We start from the raw sequence: 13,566 nt of genomic DNA on the forward strand, positions 1-13,566 counted from the left end.
TCACGCCTCCTTCATCTCGACGGGGGCGGAGGGACGGCGGTTGCGGCGCAGCGGCGGCTTGGCTCCCAGTCGCTTGGGATCGAGGCCGGACCACTTGTGGCCGCTCCCGAAGAACTTCGTGCGGGCCAGGAGCGTCAGCAGCGGCTTGGTGAAGAGGAACACGACGACCACGTCGAGCACGGTGGTCAGGCCGAGCGTGAACGCGAAGCCCTGGACCTTGCCGACGGTGACGATGAAGAGCACCGCGGCGGCGAGGAACGACACGAAGTCGGACACCAGGATGGTGCGCCGGGCGCGCGGCCAGGCCCGCTCGACGGCGGGGCGCAGGGTACGGCCCTCGCGGATCTCGTCGCGGACGCGTTCGAAGTACACGATGAACGAGTCCGCTGTGATGCCGATGGCGACGATGGCACCGCAGACGGCCGGCAGGTTCAGCGCGAAGCCGATGGTCGGGCCGAGCAGCGACATGATCGTGTAGGTCAGGGCCGCGGAGACCAGCAGCGAGAGGAGAGCCACCAGCGACAGGCCGCGGTAGTAGACCAGCAGGTAGATCACGACCAGGGCGAGACCGATCGCACCGGCGATCAGACCGGCCTTCAGCTGCTCACCGCCGAGCGCGGCGGTCACCGTGGTGACGCTGTCCTCCTGGAAGGACAGCGGCAGGGCGCCGTACGACAGCATGTTGGCGAGGCTTTGCGCCTCCTCCTGGGTGAAGCTGCCGGAGATCTGCGCTTTACCCCCGCCGATGGCGCCCTGGACGAACGGGTGGGAGACGACCTCGTCGTCCAGAACGATCGCGAACTCGTTCTGCGGGGTGGTCTGCTGCGCCAGCTTGCCGGTGATCTCGGCGAACTTCTTGGCACCGGCCGAGTTGAAGGTCATGTCGACCTGCCAGCCTGCGGCGCTCTGAGTGTCGAAGGTCGCCTGGGCCTTCGTGATCTCGGTGCCGTCGACGTCCACCGGGCCCAGCACGAACTTGCTCCACACCTTGTCGTCCTGGCCACAGGCGATGGTGGGCTCGTCCTGCTTGGCTCCCTTGCCGGCGTTGGCGCGCTGCTTCGGGTCGGCGCAGTTGAGCGCGGCGTACTGCTTCTCCAGCTCGCTGGACGAGGAGCCGGAGGTGCTGGACGGCGAAGGGCTGCCGGAGTTCTCGGGGCTGTTGCTCGCGGACGGCGTGGCGTCCGCCTTGAGCGCATCGGTGACGGCGCGGCCCTGCGAGGTGGCGCTGGCCGACGGGCTGCCGGAGCCGGACGTTGCGGAGTCCTTGGCCTTGTCGGTGGTGGACGCGCTCGGGGAGCCGCTCCCGCTGGAGCTTGCGCTCGGGGTGGGCGTCGCCGCACCGGTGGCGGCCTCGCGCTGCAGCACCGGACGGAAGTAGAGCTTGGCGGTGGTGCCGACCTGGTCCCGGGCTTCCTTGGAATTGGTGCCCTTGGGGATGTTGACGATGATGTTGCGATCGCCCTGGGTCTGTACTTCGGACTCCGAGACACCCAGACCATTGACACGGCGTTCCATGATCTCGACCGCGGTGTCCATGTTGGTCTTGTTGATCGCGGATTCCTGGCCGGGCTCGGCGACCGCGCGAAGCGTGATGCTCGTGCCGCCTGCCAGGTCGATACCGAGTCGCGGAGTGGTGTGCCCCGAGGCGAACATCCCTCCGGTGAGCGCCGCGATGGCGATCAGGATGAGGGCCAGCGAGCGCCCCGGCTTGCTTTGGGCGCTCGCGCTCCGGCCCTTCTTAGGTGCTGCCACCTTCTCGTACTCCCTCTCGGGCCGCCTCACTCCGGATCGACGGGCGGGCGGCCATGACATGGTGTCGGGATCCCCTGCGAAGTCGGCATGCCCGGGGGCGCGCAGGCGTGGCCCGCGCGCCCGGGAGCATGACTACTTCGCCTCGGAGTCGCCGCCGGACTTCTTCGGCTCGTCGTCCGCCTTCGCCTCGGCGGTCACGGCGTCGGTCGGCTCCTCGGCCTCGTCGCTCTCGTCCTTCTTACCGAGGTCGACGGGCTTCTCGTCGGAGTCGGCGGCAGCGGCGGACTCGTCGGTCCCGGTGAGGGAGGAGGCGTCGTCCGGGACGACGTCGGACTTCAGGTCGTGCTCGATGCCGTGCACGATGCGGTTGTACTCGTCGTCCGTGAGGACGGCACCGATCGCGTTCTTGGCGAAGAGGAGCTCCACGCCCGGTCCGGCGTCAACGAGGACCGTGTCGTCGCTGACCTCCTTGACGGTGGCGTACAGGCCCCCGATGGTGCGGATACCGCTGCCAGGCTGCATTTGGTTCCGCATGTCGGCCGCTTGCTGCTGCTTCTTCTTGGCCGACCGGGTCATCAGGAACATGGCCCCGATGAGCACGATGAACGGGAGGAGGGTCACGAGACTCACGGGTCGGAACTTCCTTCACACGACCGCGGTGGTGAACGGCCTGATGGTTGGGGGATTGTGCGCCGCCGACAGAGGCGGCATCGGCGGAGTCTAAGCGAGTCTCCGCGCATGGAACAACGCTCAGCATGGCACCGGGGTTCCTGCTCCGGCCACTGAGCTCGCCGTCACGGTGCCATCACGCTCGCCGTCACCGCGCCCTCACGCCCCGAACAGGTCCTGTTGTCCGTTTCCGGCAGCTGACGAGCGGGGCGGGGTGAGGCCGAGATGCGCCCAAGCGGCGGGCGTCGCGACGCGCCCGCGGGGGGTGCGGGCGAGCAGACCCTCCCTCACGAGGAAGGGTTCGGCGACCTCCTCCACGGTCTCACGCTCCTCCCCCACCGCGACCGCGAGCGTGGACAGGCCGACCGGACCGCCGCCGAACAGCTTGAGCAGGGCCTCCAGGACGCCGCGGTCCAGCCGATCGAGGCCACGGGCGTCGACCTCGTACACCGCGAGGGCGGCCCCGGCGATGTCCCGGGTGATGATCCCGTCCGCCTTGACCTGGGCGTAGTCGCGGACCCGGCGCAGCAGGCGGTTGGCGATACGGGGCGTGCCGCGGGAGCGGCCGGCGATCTCGGCGGCGCCGTCGGCCTCGATCTCGACGTCGAGGAGGTTCGCCGAGCGGTGGATCACACGCTCCAGCTCGACGGGCTCGTAGAACTCCATGTGCGCGGTGAAGCCGAAGCGGTCGCGCAGCGGCGGCGGCAGCAGGCCCGCCCGGGTGGTCGCGCCGACCAGGGTGAACGGGGGCAGCTCCAGCGGGATGGCGGTGGCTCCGGGACCCTTGCCGACGATCACGTCGACGCGGTAGTCCTCCATCGCCATGTACAGCATCTCCTCGGCGGGCCGGGACATGCGGTGGATCTCGTCGAGGAAGAGGACCTCGCCCTCCTGGAGGGAGGAGAGGATCGCGGCGAGATCGCCGGCGTGCTGGATGGCGGGGCCGCTGGTGATGCGGATGGGGGCGCCCATCTCGGCCGCGATGATCATCGACAGGGTGGTCTTGCCCAGGCCGGGGGCGCCGGAGAGCAGCACATGGTCGGCGGTGGCGCCACGCGCGCGTGCGGCGCGCAGGACCAGGTCGAGCTGTTCGCGGACCTTCTCCTGGCCGATGAACTCGCCCAGGTCCTTCGGGCGCAGCGCTGCCTCGACGGCCTGGTCCTCACGGTCGGCGGACGCACCGACGAGCCGCTCGGGGGCGGGGGTGTCGGTGGTGTCGTCCCAGTTCATTGCGTGTGCCTCGCGGGTCGCGGTGGATGTCGTACGAGGGTGAGCCGTACGCCGGTGTCGTCAGGTCTGTCGATCAGCGCGCTCTGTTGAGGGTCTGCAAAGCGGCCTTCAGCAGCTTGCCCACCTGCGGGGTGCCCTCGGTGGCCTCGGCCTGGGGCGCCACGGCGGCGACCGCTTCGTCGGCCTCGCGGGTCGCGTAGCCGAGGCCGATCAGGGCGGCGTGCAGTTGATCGCGCCAGCCCTGAGTGACCGGGGCGCCGATCGCGGGCGCGCCGATGGGCTCGCCCAGGCGGTCCTTCAGCTCCAGGAGCAGCTTCTGGGCGCCCTTCTTGCCGATGCCGGGGACGGCGGTGAGCGCCTTCTCGTCGGCGGTGGTGACCGCTCTGCGCAGGGCGTCGGGCGAGTGGACCGCCAGCATCGCCTGGGCCAGGCGCGGGCCGACGCCGCTCGCGGTCTGCAGCAACTCGAAGGTCTGACGCTCGTCGTCGTCGGCGAAGCCGTACAAGGTGAGTGAGTCCTCACGCACGACGAGGGAGGTGGCCAGCTTGGTCTGCTGGCCCATCCGCAGACCCGACAGAGTGTTCGGCGTGCACTGGACGGCGATGCCGATCCCGCCCACTTCCACCACCGCGGAGTCGGGGGCGAGGGCGGCGACCGGGCCGCTGACGAACGCGATCATGCGATACGGCCTTTCGATGAAGCCTTGGCGGTGTGCAGGGCGACCGCCTGCTGGAGCCGGTTCTGTGCGGGAGCGCGCCAGATGTGGCAGATGGCGAGCGCGAGGGCGTCGGCGGCGTCGGCCGGCTTGGGGGGCGCGTCCAGCCGCAGGAGCCGGGTGACCATCGCGCCGACCTGGGCCTTGTCGGCGCGGCCGCTGCCGGTGACGGCGGCCTTGACCTCGCTGGGGGTGTGCAGGGCGACGGGGATGCCGCGGCGGGCGGCGCAGAGCATGGCGACGGCGCTGGCCTGGGCGGTGCCCATCACCGTACGGACGTTGTGCTGGCTGAACACCCGCTCCACGGCGACGAATTCGGGCCGGTGCTCGTCGAGCCAGGCCTCGATGCCCTGCTCGATGGCGACGAGGCGGTGTCCCAACTCGGCGTCCGCGGGCGTACGGACGACTCCGACGCCGAGCATGGTGAGCGGCCGTCCGGCGACGCCCTCGACCACGCCGACACCGCATCGCGTCAGCCCCGGGTCCACCCCCAGTACGCGCACCCCGCGCCCCCCCTCCCTCGATCGCCTGTTTGTGCAGGCTATCCGGTGCCACCGACAACGCCGGGCAGCAACTCCCGACAAAGCGACGGGCCGACGGGGATCCCCCGTCGGCCCGTTGAGCCCGTGCAGCTCGCGGCGGCGCTACGCGTCGACCTTCTCCATGATCTCGTCGCTGACATCGAAGTTGGCGAAGACGTTCTGCACGTCGTCGCTGTCCTCGAGCGCGTCGATCAGCTTGAAGATCTTCTTGGCGCCTTCCTCGTCGAGCTCGACCTGGACGGACGGCACGAAGCTGGAGTCCGCGGAGTCGTAGTCGATGCCGGCCTCCTGGAGGGCGGTGCGGACCGCGACCATGTCGGTGGCCTCGCTGATGACCTCGTAGGACTCACCGAGGTCGTTGACCTCCTCGGCGCCCGCGTCCAGGACGGCGGTGAGGACGTCGTCCTCGCTCAGCTCGCCCTTGGGGACGATGACGACGCCCTTGCGGCTGAACATGTACGACACCGAGCCCGGGTCGGCCATGTTGCCGCCGTTGCGGGTCATGGCGACGCGGACGTCGGAGGCGGCGCGGTTGCGGTTGTCGGTGAGGCACTCGATCAGCACCGCGACGCCGTTCGGGCCGTAGCCCTCGTACATGATCGTCTCGTAGTCGGCGCCACCGGCCTCGAGACCGCCGCCGCGCTTGACCGCGGAGTCGATGTTCTTGTTCGGCACCGACTGCTTCTTCGCCTTCTGGATGGCGTCGTAGAGAGTCGGGTTGCCCTCGATGTCGACGCCGCCCATGCGCGCCGCGACCTCGATGTTCTTGATCAGCTTCGCGAAGAGCTTGCCGCGCTTGGCGTCGATCACGGCCTTCTTGTGCTTCGTCGTGGCCCATTTAGAGTGGCCGGACATCTGCCTGTCTCCTTCGCGTAACCCATCTATGAACGAACGCCAGAGATCCTACAAGGACTCCGCTGTCCGGTTCGCGCGCACCAGGTCGACGAACAGGCCGTGCACGCGGTGGTCGCCGGTCAGTTCCGGGTGGAACGACGTGGCCAGCGCGTTGCCCTGGCGGACCGCGACGATGTGGCCTTCGTGCTCGGCGAGGACCTCGGTCTCGGCGCCGACGGACTCGACCCAGGGGGCGCGGATGAAGACGCCCTCCACAGGATCGCCCGCGATGCCCTTCACGTCGAGAGCGGCCTCGAAGGACTCGTTCTGGCGGCCGAAGGCATTGCGGCGCACGATCATGTCGATGCCGCCGATCGTCTCCTGGCCCGAGCGCGGGTCGAGGATCTTGTCGGCGAGCATGATCATGCCGGCGCAGGTGCCGTAGACGGGCAGGCCGTCCCGCACGCGCGCGCGCAGCGGCTCCATCACGCCGAAGAGGACGGCCAGCTTGGAGATGGTCGTGGACTCGCCGCCGGGGAGGACGAGACCGTCGACCTCGGCGAGCTCCTCGGGGCGCCGCACCGGCCTGGCCACGGCGTCGGCCGCGGCCAGGGCGATGAGGTGCTCCCGTACGTCGCCCTGGAGGGCCAGGACGCCTATGACGGGGGTGTTGCTCATGGGATGTGGTGCCTTACCAGCCGCGGTTGGCGTAGCGCTCGGTCTCGGGGAGGGTGTCGCAGTTGATGCCGACCATGGCCTCGCCGAGGTTGCGGGACGCGTCCGCGATGATCTTCGGGTCGTCGTAGAAGGTGGTCGCCTTCACGATGGCGGCGGCGCGCTTGGCCGGGTCGCCGGACTTGAAGATGCCGGAGCCGACGAAGACGCCCTCGGCGCCGAGCTGGCGCATCAGCGCGGCGTCGGCCGGGGTGGCGACACCGCCCGCAGAGAACAGCACCACGGGGAGCTTGCCGAGCTCGGCGACCTCCTTGACCAGCTCGTACGGGGCGCGCAGGTCCTTGGCGGCGGCGTACAGCTCGTTGTTGTCGTAGCCGCGCAGGCGGGCGATCTCGTTCTTGATCTGGCGCAGGTGGCGGACGGCCTCGACGACGTTGCCGGTGCCGGCCTCGCCCTTGGAGCGGATCATGGCCGCACCCTCGGCGATCCGGCGCAGGGCCTCGCCCAGGTTGGTGGCGCCGCAGACGAAGGGGGTCGTGAAGGCGAACTTGTCGCTGTGGTTGACCTCGTCGGCCGGGGTGAGGACCTCGGACTCGTCGATGTAGTCGACGCCGAGGGACTGCAGGACCTGGGCCTCGACGAAGTGACCGATGCGGGACTTGGCCATGACCGGGATGGAGACGGCGTCGATGATGCCCTCGATCATGTCCGGGTCGGACATCCGGGCCACGCCGCCGTCCTTGCGGATGTCGGCGGGGACCCGCTCCAGGGCCATGACGGCGACGGCGCCCGCGTCTTCGGCGATCTTCGCCTGCTCCGGCGTGACGACGTCCATGATCACGCCACCCTTGAGCTGCTCGGCCATGCCGCGCTTCACACGGGCGGTGCCGGTCTCGGGGGTCTGGTTTTCGGAGATGGACACGGGTGACCTCACACGGTGAAAAGTGGGTTACTGCAAGCACCGAGGAAACGTGAATGGACCAGGCCACTGCAAGGGCCAATGAGTACCCGGTGGATCCTTTTCCGGCCCGATGGCGTGAACGCGCTGGTCAGGCGGCCCTGTCGACCAATGCCGCGGGCGGCTCGTCGTCCATCTCGAACGCCATCGGGAACGGCGCGTGTCCGGCCAGCCGGAACCAGCGGACCTTGCGGTGCCGGCGCAGCGCCCTGGCGGCCCGTACGGCGTCGTTGTGGAACCGCCGGGCCATCGGTACCCGGCGCACCGCCTCGGTCAGCTCACGGGCCGCTTCCACGCCCCCTGGGGCCTCCCGTACCGCCTCCACCTGCTGGGGCTCGGCGAACACGGCGCGCAGCGCCTGGCTCAGCTCGCTCTCGGCGACCTCCCGCTGCTCCTCCTCGGCCTGGCGGGCGGCGTGGGCGGCCTCGTACAGGACGATCGACGCGGCCGGGTCGAGTACGCCGGAGGTGGCCAGCTCCTGGGCCACTGAGGCGCGGCGCAACAGCTGGGCGTCGAGCGCGGCGCGTGCCGCGTCGATCCTGGCGTGCAGCCGGTCGAGGCGGCCCGCGGTCCAGCTCAGGTAGAGGCCGATCGCCACGAGGGCGACGAGGATCCAGATCAGGGTTGCGGTCACGGGCGGCACACTAGCTCCGCCGGGCCGGCCGGGGTTCGTGCGGGGCGCTTGTGTTCGGTCGGGGCGTCGGCGCCGGTGTCGCCGTCACCGGGAGCCCGCAGCCACCCCGTCAGTCCCGCGCCAGCCCCAGCCGGGCCCGCAGCCCGCTCCCCCCGCCTCCGGTCCGCTCGTCCGCCGCCACCGCCGCCGCGCCGTCCGTCACCGTCTCGTACACCGACATGATGTCCGCGCCGACGGTCGACCAGTCGAAACGGCGTACGTGTGCGCTCCCGCGCTCCCGGAGCTCCGTCAGGCGGGCCGGGTCCTCCAGGAGGCGTACGGCGGCCTCGGCGAGGGCGTCGGCGTCCTCGTTGGCGAAGAGTTCGCCGGCCGAGCCCTGGTCGAGGACCTGGGCGAAGGCGTCGAGGTCGGAGGCGAGGACCGGGGCGCCGGCCGACAACGCCTCGACCAGGATGATCCCGAAGCTCTCGCCGCCGGTGTTGGGCGCGACGTACAGGTCGACGCTGCGCAGGAAGCGGGCCTTGTCGTCGTCGCTGACCATGCCGAGGAACTCGACGCGGGAGCGGAGCTCGGCGGGCAGGGACTCCACCGCCTCCTTCTCGTCGCCCCGGCCGGCCACCAGGAGCCGGGTCTGCGGGCGCGCGGCGAGGATCTTCGGCAGGGCCCGCATCAGGACCGGCAGGCCCTTGCGGGACTCGTCGATGCGGCCGATGAAGCCGATCGTGTCGCCCTGCCACTCGGGGTTGGGCTCGGCCTTGGCGAAGAAGTCGACGTCGACGCCGTTCGGGATGACGACCGCGTCGCCGCCGAGGTGTTCCACCAGCGTGCGGCGGGCGTACTCGCTCACCGCGATCCGGGCGCTGATCTTCTCCAGGGCCGCCTGAAGGATGGCGTACGCGGCGATCATGGCCCTGGAGCGCGGGTTCGAGGTGTGGAACGTCGCCACGATCGGGCCCTGCGCCGCCCAGCAGGCCAGCAGGCCGAGCGACGGCGACGCGGGCTCGTGGATGTGGATGACGTCGAACCGGCCGTCGTGCAGCCAGCGACGGACCCGGGCCGCGGAGAGGAAGCCGAAGTTCAGGCGGGCGACCGAGCCGTTGTACGGCACGGGAACGGCACGGCCCGCCGAGACGACGTACGGCGGGAGCGGGGTGTCGTCGTCGGCGGGGGCCAGGACGGACACCTCGTGGCCGAGCCGGATGAAGTACTCGGCGAGGTCGCGGATGTGGAACTGGACGCCGCCCGGGACGTCCCAGGAGTAGGGGCAGACGATGCCGATCCTCACGGACGTTCCCCGTCCCGGCCGTCGGCGGATGGTCGTGGTTCCAGGTCCTCGAGCCACAAGCGCTGGAGCATGTGCCAGTCCTCCGGATGTTCGGCGATCCCCGAGGCGTAGGCATCGGCCAGCGCCTGTGTCATCACAGACGTCTTCTCGGCCCGGGTACCTGACTCGGGTACCTCGACCGGGGGGTGGATCCGGCCCTGCATGACGGGTGAGTCGTCGTACCAGAGCGTGACGGGGAGCAGGAGCGCCCGGGTCTGCTGGGCGAGCAGGGCGGGGCCCGCGGGCATGCGGGCCGTGGCGCCGAAGAAGTCCACCTCGACACCGGAGGCGGACAGGTCGCGTTCGGCGACCAGGCAGACCAGGCCGCCGTCGCGCAGCCTGCGGGCCAGCGTGCCGAAGGCGGTGCCGCCGCTGTGCGGCAGGACCTCCATGCCGAGGCCCTCGCGGTAGGCGACGAAGCGGTCGTAGAGCGTCTCGGGCTTGAGGCGTTCGGCGACCGTCGTGAACGGCGTCTCCAGTTTGGTGGTGACCCAGGCGCCCGCGAGGTCCCAGTTGGCCAGGTGGGGCAGGGCGAGGATGACGCCCTGGTCCGAGGCCAAGGCGTCGGTCAGATGGTGGACGTCCTTGGGGTCGAAACCGTTCTTTATGCGCTCGGGACTCCAGGCGGGCAGCCGGAAGGACTCCATCCAGTAGCGCAGGTACGACCGCATGCCCGCGCGCGAGAGCTCGGCCAGGCGCTCCGGGCTCGCGTCGGGCACCACGCGCGCGTAGTTGCTCTCCAGCCGCTGAACGCCCTTGCCGCGCTGCTTCCAGGCGAGGTCGGCGATGGTGCGGCCGAGCCGGACGGCGACCGGTTCGGGGAGCTTCTTGACGGTGCCCCAGCCGAGTCCGTACAGCGCGTCCGTGAGGCGGTCCTGGGCACTCACTTGGCGGCCTCGCTCCCGTGAGAGGCGTTCTGCGGATCCTCCTGGGCGCCAGCCGCGGCCTCCGCCTCCGCCTCCGCGGACTCGCGGCGGACCGTGACGACGCGCTGGATCAGCGTGACGAGGCTGCCGACCGCGACGATCCACAGGGCGACCGGCAGCAGGTACTGGATGCCGGGCACCCCGAACTTGTGCAGACCCGCGAGACCGGCCGCGACGAGGGAGATGACCAGGCGTTCCGCTCGCTCGACCAGGCCGTTGACCGCGACCGGCAGGCCGATCGACTCGCCTCGGGCCTTGGTGTACGACACCACCTGGCCGCTGACCAGGCAGAAGATCGAGACCGCGCACAGGACGAGGTCGTCGCCGTCGCCGGCGTACCAGAGGATGAAGCCGCCGAAGATCGCACCGTCGGCGACCCGGTCGAGCGTGGAGTCCAGGAAGGCGCCCCAGCGGCTGGAGCGGCCGAGCTGGCGGGCCATGTTGCCGTCGACGAGGTCGGAGAACACGAACAGCGTGATCACGACCGTGCCCCAGAAGAACTCGCCCATGGGGTAGAAGACCAGCGCGCCCGCGACCACACCGGCGGTGCCGAGGAGCGTGACGGTGTCGGGGCTGACGCCCCGCCGGATCAGAAACGCGGCGAACGGGGTGAGGACACGCGTGAAGAATGCACGCGCGTACTTGTTCAGCATGGCCTTCCCGAGGGTCGGTGTGACGCCGCGGCCTCTGCTGGCCACCGGCTGGCCCATCGTAGCCACGCGCGCGTGAGTGCGACCGCCGGGCACTCGTACAGCGCGTGAGCGGGCCGGGTCCACCGGTCCCGGATGGCAGGATCGCGTCCGCCGTATGGACGCACCGTGACGGGAGTGGAAAGCTCGAAGGACCGCGGGCGTCACCGGAGCCGCCTCGCACGCGGAGCGGTATGTCCGCGCCCACAGTGACCTCACCGTGCACGGGAGGGCAGGATCATGGGCGACAAGGCAAACGCACACCCCGGAGCCGCCGGCAGGGCTACAGCGGCCGACCACCCCGCGTCCGTACGGAATGTGGTATTGGTCGGCCACTCCGGATCGGGTAAGACCACCTTGGTGGAAGCCCTCGCACTCACGGCGGGGGCGGTGAACCGGGCGGGCCGCGTGGAGGACGGCGGCACGGTCTCGGACTACGACGAGATCGAGCACCGGCAGCAACGCTCGGTACAGCTGTCCCTGGTGCCGGTCGAATGGGACGGCATCAAGGTCAACCTTCTCGACACCCCCGGATACGCCGACTTCGTCGGGGAGCTCAGGGCCGGTCTGCGAGCAGCGGACGCGGCCCTTTTCGTCGTCTCCGCCTCGGACGGCGTGGACGGCTCGACCCGCATGGTGTGGGAGGAGTGCGCGGCCGTCGGCATGCCGCGCGCGATCGTCGTCACGCACCTGGAGGCCGCGCGGGCCGACTACGAGGAGATGACGCGGATCTGCGCGGAGGCCTTCGGCGGGGACGACCCCGACGCGGTGCTCCCGCTGTATCTGCCGCTGCACGGTCCGCAGGGCCCGGACGGGCACGCACCCGTGACCGGGCTGATCGGGCTGCTGTCGCAGAAGCTGTTCGAGTACTCGTCCGGGGAGCGCAAGGAGTCCGAGCCGGGCGAGGACCAGCTGCCCGAGATCGAGGAGGCCCGCAACCGGCTGATCGAGGGGATCATCGCCGAGAGCGAGGACGAGACCCTCATGGACCGCTATCTCGGCGGCGAGCAGGTCGATGTCAAGACGCTGATCGAGGACCTGGAACGGGCCGTCGCGCGCGGCAAGTTCTTCCCCGTCCTGGCCGCCGCACCCGCCGTCGACGGTGCCCGGCAGGGCCTCGGCACGGTCGAGGTGCTGGAGCTGGTCACGGGGGGCTTCCCGACCCCGCTGGAGCGCGAGGCGCCACGGGTCACCACGGTGAACGGCAAGCCGCGTGAGCTGAAGCTGTGCGATCCGGACGGGCCGCTGGTCGCGGAGGTCGTGAAGACGGCGTCCGACCCCTATGTCGGCCGGGTGTCGATGGTGCGCGTGTTCTCCGGAACCCTGCGTCCCGACGAGACGGTGCACGTCTCCGGGCACGGGCTGGCCGACCGCGGGCACGAGGACCACGACGTCGACGAGCGGATCGGCGCCCTGTCCGCGCCCTTCGGCAAACAGCAGCGCACGCTCAGCCATGCCATCGCCGGTGACCTCGCGTGCGTGGCGAAACTCAGCCGCGCGGAGACCGGCGACACGCTGTCCTCCAAGGACGACCCGCTGCTGATGGAGCCCTGGCAGATGCCGGATCCGCTGCTGCCGCTGGCCATCCAGGCGCACAGCAAGGCGGACGAGGACAAGCTGTCGCAGGGCCTGTCCCGGCTGGTCGCCGAGGACCCGACCATGCGCCTTGAGCAGAACCAGTCCACCCACCAGGTCGTGCTGTGGGCCCTGGGCGAGGCGCATGCGGACGTCGCGCTCGAACGGCTGCGCAACCGCTACGGCGTGCAGGTCGACGTCGTACCCCACAAGGTCTCGCTGCGGGAGACGTTCGCGAACAAGGCGGCGGGCCGCGGCCGGCATGTGAAGCAGTCCGGTGGCCATGGGCAGTACGCGATCTGCGAGATCGAGGTGGAGCCGCTGCCGGGCGGCTCGGGCATCGAGTTCGTGGACAAGGTCGTCGGCGGCGCGGTGCCCCGGCAGTTCATCCCGTCGGTGGAGAAGGGCATCCGGGCCCAGGCCGCCAAGGGGGTCGTGGCCGGCCATCCGCTCGTCGACATCCGGGTCACGCTGCTGGACGGCAAGGCGCACTCGGTGGACTCCTCCGACGCCGCGTTCCAGACGGCCGGCGCGCTGGCGCTGCGGGAGGCGGCGGCGGACACGAAGATCCATCTGCTGGAGCCGGTGGCCGAGGTGTCCGTACTCGTCGGCGACGACTACGTCGGCGCCGTGATGAGTGACCTGTCCGGGCGGCGCGGCCGTGTTCTCGGCACCGAGCAGACCAGCGGTGGCCGCACGCTCATCAAGGCCGAGGTGCCGGAGATCGAGATCGGCCGGTACTCCGTCGACCTGCGGTCGCTGTCGCACGGCACCGCGCGGTTCAACCGGGTGTACGCGCGGCACGAACCGATGCCGGCGCAGATCGCGGAAAGGATTCGTGAAGAGGCGCGCGACGCCTCGTAGTTGGCGCCCGGCGCCACCAAGTGGCGCTTGTCCGCGCCCCTGAGAGCGGCTTTACGGAACGCTCCCCTCCGCGTCGGCGGGCGGCTTCGGCCGTCCGCCGACGAATGTCGGTGGCGGAGGATACTCTGATCATTGATCAACAGGTGTGCGCAGTACGGAAGTCGGGAAGGCCGCAGAAG

13 protein-coding genes are annotated in these 13,566 nt (G+C 70.5%); 1 reads left to right on the top strand and 12 read right to left on the bottom strand.

From position 1 onward, the window contains the following. The 12 genes from secD to pgsA all read right to left on the bottom strand — a co-directional run bounded on the left by secD (position 1) and on the right by pgsA (position 10,969). Positions 1-1,752, bottom strand: a complete 1,752-nt coding sequence (secD, locus tag OG254_RS09390; RefSeq protein ID WP_405579400.1) for a protein translocase subunit SecD — start codon at positions 1,750-1,752, stop codon at positions 1-3. Positions 1,753-1,884: 132 nt separating this feature from the next. Continuing rightward, positions 1,885-2,382: a preprotein translocase subunit YajC gene (gene yajC / locus OG254_RS09395; RefSeq protein ID WP_405579403.1), complete on the bottom strand. Its 498-nt coding sequence runs from the start codon at positions 2,380-2,382 to the stop codon at positions 1,885-1,887. Positions 2,383-2,580: 198 nt separating this feature from the next. Continuing rightward, positions 2,581-3,651: a Holliday junction branch migration DNA helicase RuvB gene (gene ruvB / locus OG254_RS09400; protein ID WP_147997153.1), complete on the bottom strand. Its 1,071-nt coding sequence runs from the start codon at positions 3,649-3,651 to the stop codon at positions 2,581-2,583. A gap of 73 nt (positions 3,652-3,724) precedes the next feature. Continuing rightward, positions 3,725-4,330 (bottom strand): Holliday junction branch migration protein RuvA, encoded by a 606-nt coding sequence (gene ruvA, locus OG254_RS09405; protein WP_405579407.1) that lies wholly within the window; start codon positions 4,328-4,330, stop codon positions 3,725-3,727. Continuing rightward, positions 4,327-4,869: a crossover junction endodeoxyribonuclease RuvC gene (gene ruvC / locus OG254_RS09410; protein WP_405579410.1), complete on the bottom strand. Its 543-nt coding sequence runs from the start codon at positions 4,867-4,869 to the stop codon at positions 4,327-4,329. Before ruvC ends, ruvA begins: the two co-directional genes overlap by 4 nt. A gap of 141 nt (positions 4,870-5,010) precedes the next feature. Then, complete coding sequence (locus tag OG254_RS09415) at positions 5,011-5,763, bottom strand: YebC/PmpR family DNA-binding transcriptional regulator (RefSeq protein ID WP_351197015.1); 753 nt, start codon at positions 5,761-5,763, stop codon at positions 5,011-5,013. A 48-nt stretch (positions 5,764-5,811) separates the two neighbouring features. Next, complete coding sequence (gene pdxT, locus OG254_RS09420; protein ID WP_405579413.1) at positions 5,812-6,420, bottom strand: pyridoxal 5'-phosphate synthase glutaminase subunit PdxT; 609 nt, start codon at positions 6,418-6,420, stop codon at positions 5,812-5,814. Positions 6,421-6,433: 13 nt separating this feature from the next. Further along, positions 6,434-7,339 (bottom strand): pyridoxal 5'-phosphate synthase lyase subunit PdxS, encoded by a 906-nt coding sequence (pdxS, locus tag OG254_RS09425; protein WP_147997148.1) that lies wholly within the window; start codon positions 7,337-7,339, stop codon positions 6,434-6,436. 127 nt (positions 7,340-7,466) lie between these two features. Further along, the gene (locus OG254_RS09430; protein WP_405579417.1) at positions 7,467-8,009 is read right to left on the bottom strand and encodes a hypothetical protein; all 543 of its coding nucleotides are present in this window, start codon (positions 8,007-8,009) and stop codon (positions 7,467-7,469) included. 109 nt (positions 8,010-8,118) lie between these two features. Further along, a complete protein-coding gene (locus OG254_RS09435) occupies positions 8,119-9,294 on the bottom strand; it encodes a glycosyltransferase family 4 protein (RefSeq protein ID WP_405579419.1) in 1,176 nt (391 codons plus the stop codon). After that, positions 9,291-10,220: a phosphatidylinositol mannoside acyltransferase gene (locus OG254_RS09440; protein WP_405579422.1), complete on the bottom strand. Its 930-nt coding sequence runs from the start codon at positions 10,218-10,220 to the stop codon at positions 9,291-9,293. The genes OG254_RS09435 and OG254_RS09440 overlap by 4 nt, the downstream gene beginning before the upstream one ends. Further along, positions 10,217-10,969 (bottom strand): phosphatidylinositol phosphate synthase, encoded by a 753-nt coding sequence (gene pgsA / locus OG254_RS09445; protein ID WP_405594911.1) that lies wholly within the window; start codon positions 10,967-10,969, stop codon positions 10,217-10,219. Before pgsA ends, OG254_RS09440 begins: the two co-directional genes overlap by 4 nt. A 219-nt stretch (positions 10,970-11,188) precedes the next feature. Between pgsA and OG254_RS09450 the strand changes: the two genes are divergently transcribed. After that, the gene (locus OG254_RS09450) at positions 11,189-13,387 is read left to right on the top strand and encodes an elongation factor G-like protein EF-G2 (RefSeq protein ID WP_405579425.1); all 2,199 of its coding nucleotides are present in this window, start codon (positions 11,189-11,191) and stop codon (positions 13,385-13,387) included. Positions 13,388-13,566 lie beyond the last annotated feature (179 nt).

The organism is Streptomyces sp. NBC_01092 (assembly GCF_045039535.1).
GTDB lineage: Bacteria > Actinomycetota > Actinomycetes > Streptomycetales > Streptomycetaceae > Streptomyces.